Below are 18,070 nucleotides of genomic sequence, written 5' to 3' on the forward strand. Positions count from 1 at the left end.
CGACTCTGACTTAGATATTCTGAGGTCTGCGAGAGTTTTGAAGATATTCTAGGTTTTGTACGAAATTCCGGAAACCCAATTACTACCCCGCTGAAGCATTTTGTAGAGTTCGCAGCGTCATACGTTTCAACGTGTACGTTCTGGACCAAGCTACTTGCCCCTATTCTCATTTAAATGCACCGCATCTTTCGATGTGGTGCATTTTTTTGTTCCGCAAAATTATAGCTTTCAATGCTTTCAAAATCCGCGATTTTATTTTTCGCACAAAAGAATAAGAAATACCCTACGTCTTTGAATATTGACCATGCCCAGCAAATTTCCTTATCGTAATTCTTACATCACAACAACCGTGATTGGATATTTTTCGACATTAAATATAAGACAGAAAAGGTTGCCAATTTCCAAGTCTACGGTCAATCGAAGGACGTAGAGTCTTAAATTTCGACCAGTGCCTAAGATAGGTTTCGACAGGTTTGATCACAGATACGAAGGGGTAACATATTGTGGTGACTGAAGTAAAGAAGCTTGTTCTTACCCATTATGAAAAACTGCAAGTTCGGGGTTTGTTGGATGAGGTTATTAAAGAGCCCGGAATGACAAATCAGTACAGCTTTATGGAAAAAGCAGTTCTGTATGCCCAAGAATTGCCACGAAGCATTCGTAAAGTATTCTACGACTTCAAACGAAAAGAAGAATTTGCGGCTCTTCTAGTTTCCGGAAATCCCGTTCTTCGACATGGTGCAGGGGCAACGCCAAAAGGGTATATTGAATTAGAAGAAGACTATTGTTTGAGTGACGCAAAAATCTTGCATGGCCTATACGGGTCATTACTGGGCGAAGGTATCGGATTCACTTCGCAGCGCGGGGGTAGCCTGTATAATAATATTATACCGTTTGAAGGGTATGGATGCATTGCCAATTCAAGTTCTGGGTCTGTTCTCGATTTTGGATTCCATGTAGAAGATGCATTTCACCCTGCTCGACCAGAGTACTTAGGGCTCGTGTGCATGCGTAATGATGAACGTGCAGCGACAGTTCTTTCGAGCATTGATGGCATCAAGCTTAGCGAGGAAGAAATGAATGTGCTATTTGAGTCGAGGTTTAGAATTTCTCACAACCCAATACACAACACATCTGACGTGGTCGAAGAAAACGCCCAGACAATTCTATTTGGCCATAGAGACGCACCCTATGTAAAAATTAATGCAGCCACTTTGGATGTCGGGGAATATGAAGGCATCGAACGTCAAGCGTTGGAAAAACTCTTAAATCACTTTTCAGAAAATCGCGTGACACTCATACTTGAGCAAGCGGATTGTGTCTTCATCGATAACTACCGGTGTGTACATGCACGTGATTCGTTCAATGCTAATTACGGTGGTGGCGCCCGTTGGCTATCTCAGGTTGTATTCGCATCAAGCCTGAGGAAGTCCCGAGAAATGCGGGACTCGGTAGATACTCGCGCTATCAATGCATAGGGTGAAGGCCGATGCATATCCTCAATAGTTCACTGGCGATTGCCTTCAGCTTTTGGCTGGATGACGAAAATAAACTATATAGCAGTCAATGGTTGAGTGCGAAGCGGCCAATTGTAGTATTGGATTCTGGCGTAGGGGGGCTAACACTGTCCCGGCAACTGGAACTTCTACTTCCTGAGGCAAGTATACTCTATGTGGTAGATAATGAATGGTTCCCGTACGGTAGCAAGTCCGGGGCTGAAATTTCTCAAAGGGTACAGCATTTAATTGATCAGCTCTATACACAAATTAGGCCGTTAGCTATCGTTGTAGCGTGTAATACCGCTTCCGTCGCTATGAAGGACTATGGTCTAGACTCATGTGTTCAGCACTGTTTCTTAATAACGCCCCCCCCTAGAGGAAGCTGTTGAAATTTCCGACCAAAAAAATATCGTATTACTTGCCACTCCCGGCACGGTTAAGAGTAGGTATATTCGCCGCGCGATGGCCATAACAAGAAATCGGGCCAATATATGGCCAATAGCGGCGCAGCCGTTGGTAGCACTGTCTGAAGCCCGATTGGCAGGGCAGGTAGCAAGTTTTGCTAGTTTCACTAAGCTTGTGGATGACCATCTCACTACAAAACAGCGATTTTCAATTGACACAGTTATCCTTGGTTGCACTCACTTCCCTCATGTAATTAAAGACTTGGAAGGGATATTCCCATCCGTTCAGAATTGGCTCGACCCTGCAAAAAAAGTTGCTCTGCGGGTCGCATCTACAGTGAAAAAAAAGCACGCTTCCATTAGCCAGCCTTTAAAAGCTGTTATCTTTACAAGTAAGCAAGATATTATTGGCTGTCGCAAGGTGTTTTCGAAAAATGGCTTCTGCACAGACATCAAAACCTTGACCGCTAATTTTTGATCGTTGGTTGGTCAGTCAACTAACATACGTTGTTAGAAACTGGAAATTTCATTGGTGCAGGCAGAGAACTTCAAATGTCAACGCAACGTCTTAGTGTCAGGTTTTTAGAAGTGGGGGATTTGACGCATGAATTTTCCAAATAAGAATTATCGTTGGGTAATTTTAGCTGTGGCTACTTTTGCACAAGCTAGCGCTTGTTTTTTCGTTCAAGGCTTTGGGGCTATCGCGTTAAATGTTCAGTCCGAGATGGGCCTCAGTAATTGGCAGATCGGCACATTGGTTTCGGCAGCACAGTTGATTCCGCTTTTTGGTCTATTGATTGCTGGCGAGCTATTGGATAGGTACAGTGAGCGATTTGTTGTTGGTGTAGGAACAGTAATCGTTGGCGTTTCATTGTGCTGCGCTGCGCTGGCAAATTCTTACACTGAATTGCTTATGATCCTAGTACTATTAGGTTTTGGATACAGCACGGCTCAGCCCGGAGGAAGCAAGTCTGTATCTAATTGGTTTCAAGGTAGTCAGCTAGGTTTTGCAATGGGTATTCGACAAGCTGGATTACCCCTGGGCGGCGCCATGGCCGCGTTACTACTTCCATTTTTTGCCAGCCAATACTCTGTTCAAACAGCTTTTTTGGTGGGCGGACTTGTAGCGTTGTTTGGTGCCATCTTATTTGTTTTGCTGTATAAAAAACCTGAGATAAGTCAGGGCATCGAAAGAAAAAAAATCAATCTAAAATTGGCGGCTGTGTCCCGACTGTCTATGGTAACCGAACCTGCCATGAGAAAAATCATGGTGTCCGGTGCTAGTCTCACTGCCTCACAGTATGCCATTTCAGTCTTCTTAGTTTTGTATCTTTATACCTCAGTTGGGCTTGATAGATCTACTGCGACGATGATGTTCTTCGTGGTGCTAGGGGCAGGCATAGTCGGAAGGGTTGTCCTAGCGGCTTGGAGTGATAATTGTGAGTCAGGAAGGTACTACCCCGTGATGACTTGTCTCGGTGCGGTAGCGGCCATATTGATGCTGTTACCCTTTTTGAATACAAAAAATTTGTTAATGCTAAGTGTTTTTATGGCGTTCACTGGTTTTTTTGCATACGGATGGTACGGTCCATGGGTAGCTTACATTGCAGAAACTGCTCCTGCTGATCGCAAGGGTTTTGCGCTGGGAATGGCCATGACAGCTAATCAGCTCTCCGTTGTATTGATTCCCCCGATTATTGGCTTATCACGGGATAGCCTTGGTACCTATGCTTATGGTTGGGGAACTTTAGCAATAGTATCTGTCATTGTGCTATTTACTACTTTCAACAGAAAACAGGGGAAATTAGACAAGAGAATGTGCAATTGAGGCGAAAAAAAACAAAGCAGATTTTTGTGAGTAATGAGGGTTCTAGGCTCTTTTTGAAGAGTCTGAGAAGATGGTCAGGCAAGGCGAAACCGCCGAGGAAGCGCAGTTTACTGGAGTAAATGAGCATTCCTGGGCGGTTTTCAAAGGAGCATCACCGAGAATCAAGGCTTTTCAGACAGGGGCTAGGCTCTGTACGAAAAGAGATGTCGCAAACACCGAATAGAGCAGGCCAGCTAGACCATAGCTGCATAGCTTTCCGCGACCTTTTCGAGGAAACAGCGCACCCAGGCATACGATCAGGATCGTCATTCACAATCAATGGCTACGTTAACCTGGCCGCTTGCATCCTGATCTTGAATGGCCACTGCTGCGAACAGCTGCGGTCAGATCTGCATCGCCATGCCGTCCACATTCATCGCTGCCTGGCGCAGGGCCTCGGAGCGCGTCGGGTGCGGGTGGCAGGTGAGGGCGATGTCTTCTGCCGAGGCCGAGAACTCCATGGCCACGCAGAACTCACCAATCATTTCACTGACGCTTGGCCCTACCAGGTGTACGCCCAGTACTTCATCGGTTTGGGCATCGGCGATGACCTTGGCGAAGCCTTCGGTCTCGTGGTTGATCTTGGCCCGGCTGTTGGCGGTGAAGGGGAACTTGCCGACCTTGTAGGCGCGTCCTTCTGCTTTGAGCTGCTCCTCGGTCTTGCCCACGGTGGCCAGCTCCGGGCGGGTGTAGATTACGCCAGGGATGAGGTTGTAGTTGACCTCGTGGGGCTTGCCGGCGATGCGCTCGATGCAGGCTACCGCTTCGTCTTCGGCCTTGTGCGCCAGCATCGGGCCGGACGTGACGTCGCCAATCACCCACACACCTGGCACTGAAGTGCGGTGGTGCTCGTTACCGAGCATGCCACGCTTGTCGGTTTCCAGGCCCACGCTTTCAAGGTTCAGCCCTTTGGTATAAGGGCGGCGGCCGATAGCCACCAGCACGTAATCGGCCTGCAGCGATTCTGCGGTGCCGCCAGCGGCAGGCTCCAGCGTCAGGCTCACGCCATCGGCACTTGCAGTAGCCTGGGTCACTTTACTGCCCAGCTTGAACACCATGCCTTGCTTGGCCAGTGCCTTCTGCAGGGTCTTGGCGGTTTCCGTGTCGGTGCCTGGGCAGATGCGGTCGAGGTATTCGATGACGGTGACCTGGCTACCCAGCCGGCGCCAGACCGAACCCAGCTCAAGGCCGATTACGCCGGCACCGATGACGACCAGGTGCTTGGGCACTTGCGGCAGCGACAGCGCACCGGTCGAGTCGATGATGCGCTGGTTGTCGATAGTCACGCCTGGCAGGGGGGTTGGCTCGGAGCCGGTGGCGATGACGATGTCCTTGGCCTGCAGCGCAGTTTCGCTGCCGTCTTCGGCCTTGACCACGACCTTGCCCACGCCATCCAGGCGCCCCCAGCCTTTGATCCAGTCGACTTTGTTCTTGCGGAACAGGTACTCGATGCCCTTTGTCAGGCCGGTCACGCTCTCATCCTTTTGTTTCATCATCTGGGCGAGGTTGAGGGTGGGCTTGACTTCGATACCGAGGTGGGCGAATTCGTCACCGCTGGCGGCTTCGTAAAGCTCGGAAGCATGCAGCAGTGCCTTGGAAGGCATGCAACCAACGTTCAGGCAGGTGCCGCCCAAGGTCGAGCGGCCTTCCACGCAGGCGACGCTAAGGCCCAGCTGGCCAGCGCGGATGGCGGCGTTGTAGCCGCCAGGGCCACCGCCGATGATCACCACGTCATAAGATTTCATGGGTTCAACTCCAGGATGTAGAAGCGCGAGAGGGGCATAAGGTTAAGCTGAGAAGGAAAGATTGTATACAATCCACTGCATGGATAAGAACAGTTGGTTCTAGACCATGGTCTTGTTTAGAGGAAACATCCCACCAATGAACTACTCTGTTGCGGCGACGTTCGAAATATCAGGCGTCGTAGTCAATTAGGGATAGGAGGGTTGTTCATGCTTGCTCAACTTCCACCGGCATTGCAGAGCCTGCATCTGCCGCTGCGGCTGAAACTGTGGGACGGCAACCAGTTCGATCTGGGGCCTAGCCCGCAGGTCACCATCCTTGTCAAGGAACCACAGCTCATCAGCCAGTTGACCCATCCAAGCATGGATCAGCTAGGCACCGCATTTGTTGAAGGCAAGCTGGAGCTGGAGGGCGATATTGGCGAGGCCATCCGCGTGTGTGATGAGCTGAGCGAAGCATTGCTGGCCGGTGAGGAAGAAGTGCTGCCGCAGAGGCTTGCTCATGACAAGAGCACTGACGCCGAAGCCATCTCTTATCACTATGACGTCTCCAACGCGTTCTACCAGCTGTGGCTGGATCAGGACATGGCCTATTCATGCGCCTACTTCCGTGAGCCCGACAACACACTTGATCAGGCGCAGCAGGACAAGTTCGACCACTTGTGCCGCAAGTTGCGTTTGGAAGCCGGGGACTACCTGCTCGACGTTGGCTGCGGCTGGGGAGGGCTGGCGCGTTTTGCTGCCCGCGAGTACGGCGCCAAGGTGTTCGGCATTACTTTGAGCAAGGAGCAGCTCAAGCTTGGTCGTCAGCGCGTCAAGGCCGAGGGCTTGGTTGACAAGGTTGACTTGCAGATTCTCGACTACCGTGACTTGCCCCAGGATGGTCGCTTCGACAAGGTTGTCAGCGTGGGTATGTTCGAACATGTCGGGCATGCCAACCTCGCGCTGTATTGCCAGAAGCTGTTCGGCGCGGTGAGGGAAGGTGGGCTGGTGATGAACCATGGCATCACTGCCAAGCATGTCGATGGCCGACCGGTGGGGCGAGGTGCTGGTGAGTTCATCGACCGCTATGTGTTCCCCCACGGCGAGTTGCCGCACCTGTCGATGATCAGCGCCAGTATTTGTGAAGCGGGGTTGGAAGTGGTGGATGTGGAAAGCCTGCGCCTTCACTACGCCAAGACCCTGCACCACTGGAGCGAGAACCTGGAAAACCAGTTGCACAAGGCGGCGGCGCTGGTGCCCGAGAAGACACTGCGTATTTGGCGGTTGTACCTGGCCGGGTGTGCCTATGCCTTCCAGAAGGGTTGGATCAACCTGCACCAAATCTTGGCGGTGAAGCCATACGCCGATGGGCACCATAACCTGCCCTGGACGCGTGAGGACCTGTATCGCTGATTACTCAAGTCCCAGTGGAAGTGAGCGAGTGCGCTTCCACTGGGACTTAAGTAAAAACACGCTTTTAGAGAATCGGTGAAATCAGCCGCGCAATGCGCATCCCCAGTTGTTGCAGTCGATGCGTATCGCGGCTGTCCTCTGCAGTAATCTCCCGTGCCTGTTCAAAGTCATCGTTCAGCATGTGCTCGACCTGGTCGGCGAAGCTGCGGTCGACTGTCAGCAGGGTAATTTCGAAGTTCAGGCGGAACGAGCGGTTGTCCAGGTTGGCACTGCCAATCGCACTGACGTCGTCATCCACCAACACCACCTTCTGATGCAGGAACCCTGGCTGGTAACGGAACACGCGCACCCCTGCGCGTACCGCTTCAAAGGCGAACAGGCTGGAGGCGGCATAGACAATGCGGTGGTCCGGCCGTGATGGAATCAGCACGCGCACATCGACCCCTCGCAACACCGCCAGGCGCAAGGCGGCGAACACGGCCTCGTCAGGAATGAAGTAAGGGCTGGTGATCCACACTCTGCGGGTGGCGGAGTGAATTGCTTCAAGGAAGAACAGCGAGCAGGTTTCCTGTGGGTCTGCCGGGCCGCTGGCCAAGGCCTGGCACAGGACACCGTTGTCCGGGTAGGCATCTGGCAGGATCAGTGGCGGTAGCTGGCGCGTGGCCCAGTACCAGTCTTCGGCGAACGACTCTTGCAGGCAGGCCAGCACCGGCCCGCTAATCTGCACATGGGTGTCGCGCCAGGGTGAAAGCTGCGGGTGCTTACCCAGGTACTCGTCACCCACGTTGTGCCCGCCGATGAAACCGACCAGGCCATCCACCACCACGATCTTGCGATGGTTGCGGAAGTTGACCTGGAAACGATTGAACCAGCCGCGGCGGGTGGCGAAGGCATGGATCTGCACACCACCGTCACGCAGCACCTGGCTGTAACTGGCCGGCAAGGCGTGGCTGCCGACACGGTCGTAGAGCACGAACACCTGCACCCCTTCGGCGGCCTTGCGTAACAACAGTTGCTGCAGCGCTTTGCCAAGGGTGTCGTCATGAATGATGAAGAACTGCACCAGCACCACATCGCGGGCTTTCTCGATGGCAGCGAAAATGGCATCAAATGTGGCCTGGCCATTGATCAGCAGTTTCACCTGGTTGTTTGCCAGGCATGGCATGCGACCCAGCTTGGGCATGGCGCGCAAGGCTGCGTAGCTTTCCGACTCACGGGCAGTAAGGGCTTCCTCAACCCAGGGCCGCCAGTTGAGGTTGGCCATGGCCACGTGCATTTCCTGGTTGGCCTGGCGCCGCGCCTTGATGTAGGCATAGAACGATCGGGCACCGAAGACCAGATAGGGAATCAAGGTGAGGTAGGGGATGAAGAACAAGGGCATGGCCCAGGCAATCGCGCCTTGGGCAGTCCGCACGGTGAACACCGCGTGCAGTGCGGCTACGATACCCAGCAGATGTATCAGGCCGAGTAGGTAACCAAAGAAGTAGGGGCTGTGGTAATCCATATGCATCCTGCTTGCCGAGTACACTAGAGGTAACAGAACACGTTCCCGGTCCGCCTTGCAACCCGAAGGTGGATTTGGCGTCTAAGGCTCAGCCCGGCCCGCTTGGCCGGCTTTTTTCCAGGAGCGTTCGTCCATGAAGATTCGTCTGCCACTGTTGGCGTTGGCCCTAGCAATGAGCAGCTCGCTGGTGCATGCCCAGATGCTGCAACCCGGTTTGTGGGAGCTGACCACCAGCAACATGCAGGTCGATGGCAAGCCGCTACCCGACATGGAATTCATGCTCGGCCAGTTAAAAAACCTGCCGCCAGAGCAGCGCGCAATGATGGAAGGGGTGTTGGCCAAACAGGGAGTAAGCGTAGGCGGTAAGGGTGTACGTTCGTGCCTGACGCCAGAACAGGTGGCAACCAACGACATCCCGCTGCAGGACCCGAAGTCAGGTTGCACGCAGAAGATCACTGACCGCACCGGTAATGTGTGGAAGTTTCAGTTCAGCTGCCCGAAGGCCCAGGGGAGTGGCCAGGCTACATTCCTCAGTGATCGGGAATTCACTACCCAGGTGAGCGGCACATTCAACGCCTCGGGTGTGCAGCAGCAAGGCAGCATGAACACCCGTGCGGTGTGGCTGGGCAATGACTGCGGCACGGTCAAACCGCGCAGCTGACATCCCATTGCCACTGGCTGGTTGCTACAGCGTCGTGGGCATGCAGGCTCTCTGCATGTTCCACGCGCAGCTTGAAGGCCTTGCTCCATTCAATTTGCCGTAGAGCCTGATGCAGGCGGCGTGCGGCGTCTTCACAGAACATCAAGTTTTGCCCGTTGGCCAAGGCGAAGGCTTGCTCGTCTGCGCGCTTTACGGCGGTCTGTACCGCCGTCCCCAGGCTGGCCTCTATGCGGTCGATCAACTCGGTGATGGGCAACACCTGCTGATTGCTGCTTAGCCGTACCTGAATCTGCGCGGTACTGCGTTGGCTATGAGGCGTAGCAACAATCCCTTCAGCACTGCCAAGCCATTGTAGTACCGCAGCCTTTTCAATCTGCTGCCCGCTGAAGTGTGTCTGAAACTGCTGCTGAATCAGCTGCCGCGCGAGTGCAGCCGAGCATGGGCAAGTCGAGGAGTAAGGGACAGAAACGGATAGTTCCACGTGGAACACTTCATTTTCGATCCTGGTATCTACCGTTACGGCGTAGCTTTTCCAGCCCGACAATGGGCTGATCAAAGCGGGCCTGTTCAGCAGATGCTCGAAGCTGAAGCGCAAGTAGGCTGCGGAAGAAAGGCTTGCGTGGCTGCTGAGGAAATCCTCCAGAAGCTGCCGGATGGCGAGTGGTGTGAGAGGCTGGTGTTCCAATGACCCCAGCGCAAGGTAAAGCCGCGACATGTGTATGCCGCGTGAACTGCCGTCTACCAGGCTAACTCCTGCGTCGACTTTGGCAGCCGCGGTGCGCCCTTCGAATTGCACTGGCAGGGCGATTCCGCACATGCCAACCCAATTCAATGGCACGGCATACGCTTGAGTTTGTGCGGCGATATCGGGGAGCTTGAGCTGAGTCATTTGGCTTTCCAAGCAAGTAAAGGCATCAACGGCAACCGCCAATCAAACTGCAATGCAGATTGAAGCGCTGCCCGCTGGAGCTGGATACGCGGTTCAAAGTGGTCCAGCCAACGCGGCGGCTGTAACCCACCCAGGCCTCTCCATCGCTGGCCAGGCCGGTAAAAAAGGTCAATGTGCCGTAGCGGCTGTTGGTTTGTGCCCACAGGCGCCGGCTGTCGAAGTCGTAGCCGCGCAGGTAGAACGTGCTGCCTTCGGTGCGCACGCTGTAGTAACTGCCTTTGCCGTCCTGGCAGGCGAGCAGCGTGGCGCTTCGCGTACAAAGCGCCAATGCACTGCCTTTTGGCATAGCCAGCAGTGAAGTCGGCATGACCAGCATCAGCAACGCCAAGACGCTTGGCAGATTCATTTTTCATCCCCGGTGAGCACTCGTCCGTCGAGAACGGCTTGGCGAAATTGTATTGTTACTTTATAACATTGTGCAATGCATCGTTTCGAATGCGTCTGCCTGAAGAGGTTCGCCATGCCCAATCGTCTCCCCGTCACCGTGCTGTCCGGCTTCCTGGGCGCCGGCAAGAGCACACTGCTCAACCATGTGCTGCGCAACCGCGACAACCTGCGGGTCGCGGTCATCGTCAATGACATGAGTGAAATCAACATCGACGCCAGTGAGGTGCAGCGCAATGTCAGCCTCAACCGCGCTGAAGAGAAGCTGGTCGAGATGAGCAACGGCTGCATCTGCTGCACCTTGCGTGAAGACCTGCTTGAAGAGGTGGCGCGGCTGGCCGAAGAAGGGCGTTTTGATTATTTGCTGATCGAGTCCACCGGTATCTCCGAACCATTACCGGTGGCCGAAACCTTCACTTTCCGCGACGAACAGGGCCGCAGTCTGTCCGATATGGCGCGCCTGGACACCATGGTCACCGTGGTCGATGGCCTGAACTTCCTGCGCGACTATCAGGCGGCAGACAGCCTGGCCAGCCGTGGCGAAACCTTGGGCGAAGAAGACGAGCGGTCAATCAGCGATCTGCTGATCGAGCAGGTCGAATTCGCCGATGTGCTGCTGCTGAGCAAGATCGACCTTATCAGCCAACATGAGCGCGAAGAACTCACCGCCATTCTGCGCAGCCTCAATGCCCGGGCTCAGATCGTACCCATGGTCATGGGGCAGGTGCCGCTGACGCGTATTCTGGACACTGGCCTGTTCGACTTCGATCAGGCAGCCCAGGCACCGGGTTGGTTGCAGGAGTTGCGCGGTGAGCATGTGCCCGAAACCGAAGAGTACGGTATCGCGGCCATGACCTGGCAGGCACGACGTCCGCTTCATCCACAGCGCTTTTTCGACTTTATCCACACTCACTGGACTAACGGGCGGTTACTGCGTTCCAAGGGTTTTTTCTGGTTGGCCAGCAAATATCAGGAAGCCGGTAGCTGGTCGCAAGCGGGCGGCATGATGCGCCATGGCCTGGCTGGCCGGTGGTGGCGCTTCGTACCGCGCGATCAGTGGCCGCAGGATGTGGATAACACCAGCGCGATCTTGAAACACTGGACTGCTGAGACCGGTGATTGCCGCCAGGAGTTGGTGTTCATCGGGCAGAATATCGACTTCGGAAAATTATCCACAGCCCTTGATGGCTGCCTGTTGACGGATCAGGAAATGGACTTGGGCCACATGGGTTGGTTACGCCTGCCCGATCCGTTTGGCCCATGGCACGAGGAGGCGGCATGAACGCGGCAACTCGGGCTGTGGATATCTTTCAGGTGCACGGCGATAGCCCGCAAGTTCTGGCTGAAGTGCTGCAGGACGGCGTGAACCTGGCCGTTTGGCGCCGGCGCCTGCCGGCACAGTTGGAGGACTTTGCTGAATTGGCCATAAGCCTTGGTCAGCCCCTGGCTGATCAGCGGGTAATCGATGTGGACGAGCAGCAGATGCCAGTACTGCCCGAACTGCTGCGTGAAGCGTCGGATTTACTTGGCTATGAGGCCTTCGTTGCCGATGTGACGTGGTTGGTGGCGGCGTACACCTGCCTGGTTGGCGCACGTCGGGTCGGTTTACGTCTGCGGGTACTGGACGGTCCTATGTGCCCGCGCTTCCATGTGGATAACGTGCCATTACGCCTGCTCACTACCTATGCGGGTCCGGGTAGTGAATGGTTGCAAGAGCAGGATAGCCGGCGTGGAGAGTTACACACAGCTGATCTTCCTGTGGATAACATAAAGCGCCTGCAGCCCGGCGAGGTAGGGATACTGAAAGGCGAGAAATGGCAGGGCAACGAGGGCGCAGGCCTGGTGCATCGGTCCCCTTCAGGGCAACAGGGGCGGCTACTGCTCAGCCTTGACTGGCTGGCCTGACGGCGCATAGTGAGGCATCACCACCGCCTGAAGTCGCCCCATGCTGCAGAACATTCCCACCCATGTAATTGCCGGCCCGCTGGGCGCTGGCAAAACCACCCTGATCCGTCATCTGCTGGCCCAGCGCCCAGCCAATGAACGCTGGGCTGTACTGATCAACGAATTTGGCCTGGTAGGCCTGGATGCGGCCTTGCTCAGCCGTGACGAAGACGGCATAGCCATCGGCGAGGTGGCAGGCGGCTGCCTGTGCTGCGTCAACGGCATGCCATTTCAGGTGGGCCTGGGGCGCTTGCTGCGTAAATCCCGGCCCGACAGGTTGTTTATCGAGCCTTCCGGCTTGGGCCACCCATTACAGCTGCTGGCTCAGCTACAGCAAGCCCCCTGGGCTGGAGTGCTGACAATTCAACCACTTCTGATGGTTGTGGATGCCCTGGCCATGGCTAGAAACGAGCCCCTCACGGAGGCTCAACAGCAGGCTTTCGATGGCTGTGAGAACGTGGTTTTCAACAAGTCAGAGCTTGTGGATGAATCAGATAAGTTGTTGATAACTAATAAATTTATAAACAAGAAAATCATATGGACAGTGCAAGGTTGGCTGCCTCTGTCGGGCCTTCCGCAGGCATCTTCCCAGATTGTTGACAGCCCATTCCTAGATAACAAGATTGTCGACAATCTTGAAAGTGCCCCAGCATTACTCTGGACAGACCCCAGGCAGCCCATCTGCCTTAGCCAACAGGGGGAAGGAGGTTGGAGTATTGGCTGGCGTTGGCACCCTGGCCAACAGTTTTATCCACAGCGGTTACAGGCGTTCTTGCGCGCCTGGCCATGGCGACGCGCCAAGGGAGTTATCCACAGTGTGGAAGGCTGGCAATCATTCAATGGGCTCAATGGAGGCATGCCCGCCTGGCAGCCCAGCGAATGGCGCAGGGATACGCGTATCGAGCTGATTTTCGATCAGCCGCAATCGCAACCCGCACTGCATGCCGGGTTGAGCGAATGCCAAGTCAGCTGATCAGTTGCGCCAGCGGTTGTGCTCCTGGCGCCACTGCTGCATTTCGATGACATTGTCGGCGCGCGGTGGGGTCTTGATTTCGAACGGGTAGGGTGCCAGCTCGATCTGCACGCTGTGGGCGCCGAACTGGGTCACGGTACCGGGGTGGCGCTGCTCGCCCGTGACGGTGAACTCGAAGGCATAGATGCGTGCCAGGCGTTTACGGCCATTGGAATCCCGGACAAAGGCGATGCGCTTGAGCGCGACGGCGTCGTCGAGCAATTCGAGGTCGAGCTTGGCGCAATGCTGTTTGACCCGCTCCAGGGCTTTCTCGCGCAATCCATGGTTGTGCCACAACCAGGCGCCTGCCGTGGCTACCAGCATCAGGACGAAGAGGTTCTCCAGGGTCAACATTTGCATATGCTCCAAACAGGTGTATCCAGCTTAACTGCGTCCCTGGCCTGTCGTACAGGTGGCAATCGCGTTCATACTGCGCTGCGTACAATCCTTGAAACAGCTTTGGAAACCACCCGCATGAAACGTACCCCGCACCTGCTCGCCATTCAGTCTCATGTGGTGTTCGGCCACGCCGGCAACAGCGCCGCGGTGTTCCCCATGCAGCGTATCGGGGTCAATGTCTGGCCGCTCAATACCGTGCAGTTCTCCAATCACACACAGTATGGCCAGTGGGCGGGTGAAGTGCTTGCCCCGGCGCAAATTCCTGCGTTGGTGGAAGGTATTTCCAACATCGGCGAGCTGGGCCACTGCGATGCGGTGCTTTCCGGCTACCTGGGCAGTGCCGAACAGGGGCGAGCGATCCTGGCTGGCGTCGAGCGGATCAAGGCGGTGAACCCAAAGGCTTTGTACCTGTGCGACCCGGTCATGGGGCACCCGGAGAAGGGCTGCATCGTCCCGCCCGAAGTCAGTGCGTTTCTGCTCGAGGAGGCGGCGGTCAGGGCGGACATCCTGTGCCCCAACCAACTGGAGCTGGACAGCTTTTGTGGGCGCCGCGCGCAGTCACTGGAAGATTGCGTGAACATGGCGCGCAGCTTGCTGAAGCGTGGGCCGCAGGTGGTGGTGGTCAAGCACCTGGCCTACCCTGGGCGCGCCGAGGACCAGTTCGAAATGCTGCTGGTGACTGCCGAACACAGCTGGCACCTACGCCGCCCGCTGCTGGCGTTTCCACGCCAGCCGGTGGGGGTGGGTGACCTCACCTCCGGTTTGTTCCTGGCCCGTGTAATGCTGGGCGACAGCTGGGTGCAGGCATTCGAGTTCACGGCTGCAGCGGTGCATGAAGTGCTGCTGGAAACCCAGGCCTGCGCCAGCTACGAATTGCAGCTGGTGCGGGCTCAGGACCGCATTGCGCACCCACGGGTACGCTTCGAGGCGCAGTTGCTGGCGCTTTAGATCGCGTCGGTTTTCAGGTCCTGGTAGCGCTTCTCCAGCTCCTGGCGGATCTGGCGCCGCTGATGGCCTTGCAGGAAGCGACGCTTTTCTTCGCTGCTATGCGGCTGGCGCGGTGGCACCGGCACCGGGCGGCGATTGTCGTCGACTGCAACCATGGTGAAGAAGCAACTGTTGGAGTGGCGCACCGAGCGCTCGCGGATGTTCTCGGTCACCACTTTGATGCCGACCTCCATCGAGGTGTTGCCGGTGTAGTTGACCGACGCGAGGAAGGTCACCAGTTCACCTACGTGTACGGGTTCGCGGAAGATCACCTGGTCGACCGACAGGGTCACCACATAGCTACCGGCATAGCGGCTGGCGCAGGCGTAGGCCACTTCGTCGAGGTACTTGAGCAGGGTGCCGCCATGTACGTTGCCAGAAAAGTTGGCCATGTCCGGGGTCATCAGGACGGTCATGCTCAGCTGGGCGTTTCCAGGTTCCATAGTGTGCTCACGGTGAGGTTGCGCTGAATCGGGCGAATGGAGGGCGTTATCTGCTGACACTGCTGTTCCCCTCTTATGAATTTGCCTTGCTGATACGGGACGTTGGCTGACGCGCTGTCGTCACGCTGATCATGCCATCAGCGGCGCTTTTCCAGCCGATCTGTTTCTGCATATTGCACCGGCTTTTTGCGGCGGGGTGCGATGTTAACCTGAGTACGCCCATGCAACATGGGCGTTCCTGCATTCAATACAGTATGTACTTGCTGCTCCCTCAGGTTTGCCTTGGCAGAGGAGCGGTCTGCCCAGGCATCCAGAAAAAGACGAGAAAAGGAGTATCACGCCATGCATGCCATCAGCTTCATCCAGGACCTGGCGGTCATCATGCTGGTCGCTGGCGTGGTCACCATTCTCTTCCATCGCCTCAAGCAGCCGGTGGTGCTTGGGTACATTGTCGCGGGCTTCATCATTGGCCCGCACACCCCGCCGTTTGGCCTTATCCATGATGAAGACACCATCAAGACCCTCGCTGAGCTGGGGGTGATCTTCCTGATGTTCTGCCTGGGGCTCGAGTTCAGCCTGCGCAAGCTGTTCAAGGTGGGTGCCACAGCGTTCATCGCAGCGTTCCTGGAAATCGTGCTGATGATCTGGATCGGCTTCGAGATCGGTCGCTGGTTCGGCTGGAATACCATGGACTCGCTGTTCCTTGGCGCCATCCTGGCCATATCCTCGACCACCATCATCGTCAAGGCGCTCAACGACCTGAAGATGAAGAACGAGCGCTTTGCCCAGCTGATCTTCGGCGTGCTGATTGTCGAGGACATCCTTGGCATCGGCATCATTGCCCTGCTGTCGGGCATCGCGGTCAGTGGCACGGTCAGCTCGGGTGAGGTGTTCTCCACCGTCGGCAAGCTGTCACTGTTCATGATCGTCGCCCTGGTCATCGGCATCTTGTTGGTGCCGCGGCTGCTGGCCTATGTGGCCAAGTTCGAAAGCAACGAGATGTTGCTGATTACCGTACTGGGCCTGTGTTTCGGCTTCTGCCTGCTGGTGGTGAAGCTGGAGTACAGCATGGTGCTTGGCGCCTTCCTGATTGGTGCGATCATGGCTGAATCGCGCCAGTTGCTGAAAATAGAAAGCCTGATCGAACCGGTACGCGACCTCTTCAGCGCCATATTCTTCGTCGCCATCGGCCTGATGATCGACCCCCAGGTGCTCATAGACTACGCCTGGCCGATCGTGGTCATCACCTTGGCGGTGGTGCTGGGCAAGATGCTGTCTTGTGGCATGGGGGCGTTCATCGCCGGCAATGATGGGCGCACGTCGTTGCGCGTGGGCATGGGGCTATCGCAGATTGGCGAATTCTCTTTCATCATCGCCGCGCTGGGCATGACCCTGCAGGTAACCAGCGATTTCCTTTACCCGGTGGCCGTCGCGGTATCGGCAATCACCACGTTGCTGACGCCGTACCTGATCCGCGCGGCCGACCCGTTGTCGCAAAAGCTGGGCAATATAGTGCCCGGCCGCCTGGCGCGGGTGCTGTCGTTGTATGGCGAGTGGTTGCGCAACATCCAGCCGCAGGGCGAGAGCGCCATGCTGGCGGCGATGATTCGGCGCATCCTGTTGCAGGTGGGGGTAAACCTGGCGCTAGTAATCGCCATTTTCTTCAGTGGTGGCTACTTCGCAGGGCGAATCGGCAACTGGCTCAGTGAGTGGGTGAGCGATGCGAGCCAGCAGAAGGCTGTGATCTGGGGGGCGGCCTTGTTGCTGTCGCTGCCATTCCTTATCGCCGCCTACCGCAAGCTCAAGGCACTTTCGATGTTGCTGGCAGAGATGGGCGTGAAGCCTGAAATGGCAGGGCGGCATACCCAGCGTGTGCGCCGTGTGATTGCTGAAGTTATCCCGCTGTTGTCGCTGCTGGTGATCTTCCTGCTGCTGTCGGCATTGTCGGCGAGCATTCTGCCGACCAGCGAGTTGTTGCTGGTGATTGCTGTAGTCGCTGCCGTGGTGGTGGCGTTGTTGTGGCGCTGGTTCATCCGCGTGCACACGCGCATGCAGATCGCCTTGTTGGAGACGCTAGAGAATAGTCGCGAGAACTCGCACTAAGGGGCAATGCTCCCTGCGCAAGATTTCACCGTCGTCCGAGGGGATGGAGCGGTAGCGATGTCGCCAGGCGCAGAAAGCCTGGCGATTTTAACTACATTGATGGCACTAAGCCATAAATATTCCTGTGGATATTTCAGCTTTCCAGCCAAACATCCCGCGCCCAGTGCCACACCGATTCCCAGCTGTCTTCGCCGACCAGTTCCTCATCGGCATCCCACAGCACCACGGTGCCATCTTCTTCGACGCAGTAGTAGTTGTCGCCGTCCTGACACAGTGGGATCAGCTCACGCGGCACGCCGGCATCCCAAGCTGTGGCGGCAACTTCTGGCAGGTACGTGTGCGACTGCGGGTCGGTACAAGTGACAGGCTCAAGAGAGCCGTAAACAACATCACTTACGGTCAGCAGAAACTCTTTGAATACGAATGGAATATTGATGAACAGCTGCTCTTCGATCTCCACCAGCTGGTCCTCGTCGGGAAGCTCCAAGGGCACCGGTACGGGTTCATTGGCTTCACGGAGTTGTTCGATCACTTCTTCCACGGTTCACTTCCTCTGACCTAGATGACAACGCTGCGCGTTATACCCTAGTAGGCCAGTCTGGCAAAAGCAAAAACCCCGGGACAGGCCCGGGGTTTTTCATGCAGCACGTAGCGGTTAGCCGTTTTGACGGATACCGGCAACCAGCCAAGGTTGGTTCTCGCCCTGGGCGCGAACCATGTGCCAGCTTTCGCTGAACACTTCGCCCTGGTCGAAGCGCGAGTTCTTCGACACGCCAC

General features: G+C 55.9%; 17 protein-coding genes and 1 pseudogene. 10 read left to right on the forward strand and 8 right to left on the reverse strand.

All coding sequences use genetic code 11. The features are described from left to right. Positions 1–506: 506 nt before the first annotated feature. The 3 genes from APH42_RS29560 to APH42_RS25275 all read left to right on the forward strand — a co-directional run bounded on the left by APH42_RS29560 (position 507) and on the right by APH42_RS25275 (position 3,731). Positions 507–1,478, forward strand: a complete 972-nt coding sequence (locus APH42_RS29560; protein WP_177336876.1) for a TauD/TfdA family dioxygenase — start codon at positions 507–509, stop codon at positions 1,476–1,478. Between the two features lie 534 nt (positions 1,479–2,012). Beyond that, positions 2,013–2,381 carry a hypothetical protein gene (locus APH42_RS30230; protein WP_256217843.1) on the forward strand — a complete coding sequence of 123 codons (369 nt, stop codon included), beginning with the start codon at positions 2,013–2,015 and terminating at the stop codon, positions 2,379–2,381. Positions 2,382–2,507: 126 nt separating this feature from the next. Next, positions 2,508–3,731 (forward strand): MFS transporter, encoded by a 1,224-nt coding sequence (locus APH42_RS25275; protein ID WP_060494491.1) that lies wholly within the window; start codon positions 2,508–2,510, stop codon positions 3,729–3,731. Between the two features lie 383 nt (positions 3,732–4,114). On the opposite strand, the gene lpdA is transcribed toward APH42_RS25275, so the two are convergent. After that, positions 4,115–5,515, reverse strand: a complete 1,401-nt coding sequence (lpdA, locus tag APH42_RS25280; RefSeq protein WP_012274895.1) for a dihydrolipoyl dehydrogenase — start codon at positions 5,513–5,515, stop codon at positions 4,115–4,117. Between the two features lie 207 nt (positions 5,516–5,722). On the opposite strand from lpdA, the gene cfaB reads away from it, so the two are divergent. Continuing rightward, positions 5,723–6,907, forward strand: a complete 1,185-nt coding sequence (cfaB, locus tag APH42_RS25285) for a C17 cyclopropane fatty acid synthase CfaB (RefSeq protein WP_060494492.1) — start codon at positions 5,723–5,725, stop codon at positions 6,905–6,907. 64 nt (positions 6,908–6,971) lie between these two features. Here cfaB and cls read toward each other — a convergent pair whose 3' ends face one another. Further along, positions 6,972–8,411, reverse strand: a complete 1,440-nt coding sequence (gene cls, locus APH42_RS25290) for a cardiolipin synthase (protein WP_060494493.1) — start codon at positions 8,409–8,411, stop codon at positions 6,972–6,974. 133 nt (positions 8,412–8,544) lie between these two features. On the opposite strand from cls, the gene APH42_RS25295 reads away from it, so the two are divergent. Continuing rightward, on the forward strand, positions 8,545–9,072 hold the full coding sequence (locus tag APH42_RS25295) for a DUF3617 domain-containing protein (protein ID WP_060494494.1): 528 nt from the start codon (positions 8,545–8,547) through the stop codon (positions 9,070–9,072). Here the strand turns inward: APH42_RS25295 and folE2 are convergent. Together folE2 and APH42_RS25305 are read right to left on the reverse strand one after the other, a co-directional pair. After that, positions 9,056–9,961: a GTP cyclohydrolase FolE2 gene (gene folE2 / locus APH42_RS25300; RefSeq protein ID WP_060494495.1), complete on the reverse strand. Its 906-nt coding sequence runs from the start codon at positions 9,959–9,961 to the stop codon at positions 9,056–9,058. The two genes, APH42_RS25295 and folE2, sit on opposite strands and share 17 nt — an antisense overlap. A gap of 25 nt (positions 9,962–9,986) precedes the next feature. After that, positions 9,987–10,367: a hypothetical protein gene (locus APH42_RS25305; RefSeq protein ID WP_060494496.1), complete on the reverse strand. Its 381-nt coding sequence runs from the start codon at positions 10,365–10,367 to the stop codon at positions 9,987–9,989. A gap of 114 nt (positions 10,368–10,481) precedes the next feature. On the opposite strand from APH42_RS25305, the gene zigA reads away from it, so the two are divergent. Genes zigA through APH42_RS25320 form a run of 3 tightly spaced genes read left to right on the forward strand, consistent with a single transcriptional unit; the run spans position 10,482 to position 13,322 of the window. Beyond that, positions 10,482–11,687, forward strand: coding sequence for a zinc metallochaperone GTPase ZigA (gene zigA, locus APH42_RS25310; protein WP_060494497.1), 1,206 nt, complete (start codon positions 10,482–10,484; stop codon positions 11,685–11,687). Beyond that, a complete protein-coding gene (locus APH42_RS25315) occupies positions 11,684–12,310 on the forward strand; it encodes a DUF1826 domain-containing protein (protein WP_060494498.1) in 627 nt (208 codons plus the stop codon). The genes zigA and APH42_RS25315 overlap by 4 nt, the downstream gene beginning before the upstream one ends. 40 nt (positions 12,311–12,350) lie before the next feature. Further along, positions 12,351–13,322, forward strand: coding sequence for a GTP-binding protein (locus tag APH42_RS25320; RefSeq protein ID WP_060494499.1), 972 nt, complete (start codon positions 12,351–12,353; stop codon positions 13,320–13,322). Here APH42_RS25320 and APH42_RS25325 read toward each other — a convergent pair whose 3' ends face one another. Further along, the gene (locus APH42_RS25325) at positions 13,323–13,715 is read right to left on the reverse strand and encodes a DUF3301 domain-containing protein (protein WP_060494500.1); all 393 of its coding nucleotides are present in this window, start codon (positions 13,713–13,715) and stop codon (positions 13,323–13,325) included. 120 nt (positions 13,716–13,835) lie between these two features. Here APH42_RS25325 and pdxY point away from each other — a divergent pair, with 120 nt between their 5' ends. Further along, positions 13,836–14,708 carry a pyridoxal kinase PdxY gene (gene pdxY, locus APH42_RS25330; RefSeq protein ID WP_060494501.1) on the forward strand — a complete coding sequence of 291 codons (873 nt, stop codon included), beginning with the start codon at positions 13,836–13,838 and terminating at the stop codon, positions 14,706–14,708. Here pdxY and APH42_RS25335 read toward each other — a convergent pair. Continuing rightward, the gene (locus APH42_RS25335; protein WP_012274884.1) at positions 14,705–15,190 is read right to left on the reverse strand and encodes an acyl-CoA thioesterase; all 486 of its coding nucleotides are present in this window, start codon (positions 15,188–15,190) and stop codon (positions 14,705–14,707) included. The two genes, pdxY and APH42_RS25335, sit on opposite strands and share 4 nt — an antisense overlap. 342 nt (positions 15,191–15,532) lie before the next feature. Between APH42_RS25335 and APH42_RS25340 the strand changes: the two genes are divergently transcribed. Continuing rightward, on the forward strand, positions 15,533–17,293 hold the full coding sequence (locus APH42_RS25340; RefSeq protein ID WP_012274883.1) for a cation:proton antiporter: 1,761 nt from the start codon (positions 15,533–15,535) through the stop codon (positions 17,291–17,293). Positions 17,294–17,426: 133 nt separating this feature from the next. Here APH42_RS25340 and APH42_RS25345 read toward each other — a convergent pair whose 3' ends face one another. Together APH42_RS25345 and APH42_RS30600 are read right to left on the reverse strand one after the other, a co-directional pair. Beyond that, positions 17,427–17,834 carry an SMI1/KNR4 family protein gene (locus APH42_RS25345; protein WP_012274882.1) on the reverse strand — a complete coding sequence of 136 codons (408 nt, stop codon included), beginning with the start codon at positions 17,832–17,834 and terminating at the stop codon, positions 17,427–17,429. Between the two features lie 114 nt (positions 17,835–17,948). Continuing rightward, positions 17,949–18,070: pseudogene (locus APH42_RS30600) on the reverse strand (hypothetical protein); the annotation flags it as partial.

Source organism: Pseudomonas sp. NBRC 111140 (assembly GCF_001320885.1).
GTDB lineage: Bacteria > Pseudomonadota > Gammaproteobacteria > Pseudomonadales > Pseudomonadaceae > Aquipseudomonas > Aquipseudomonas putida_P.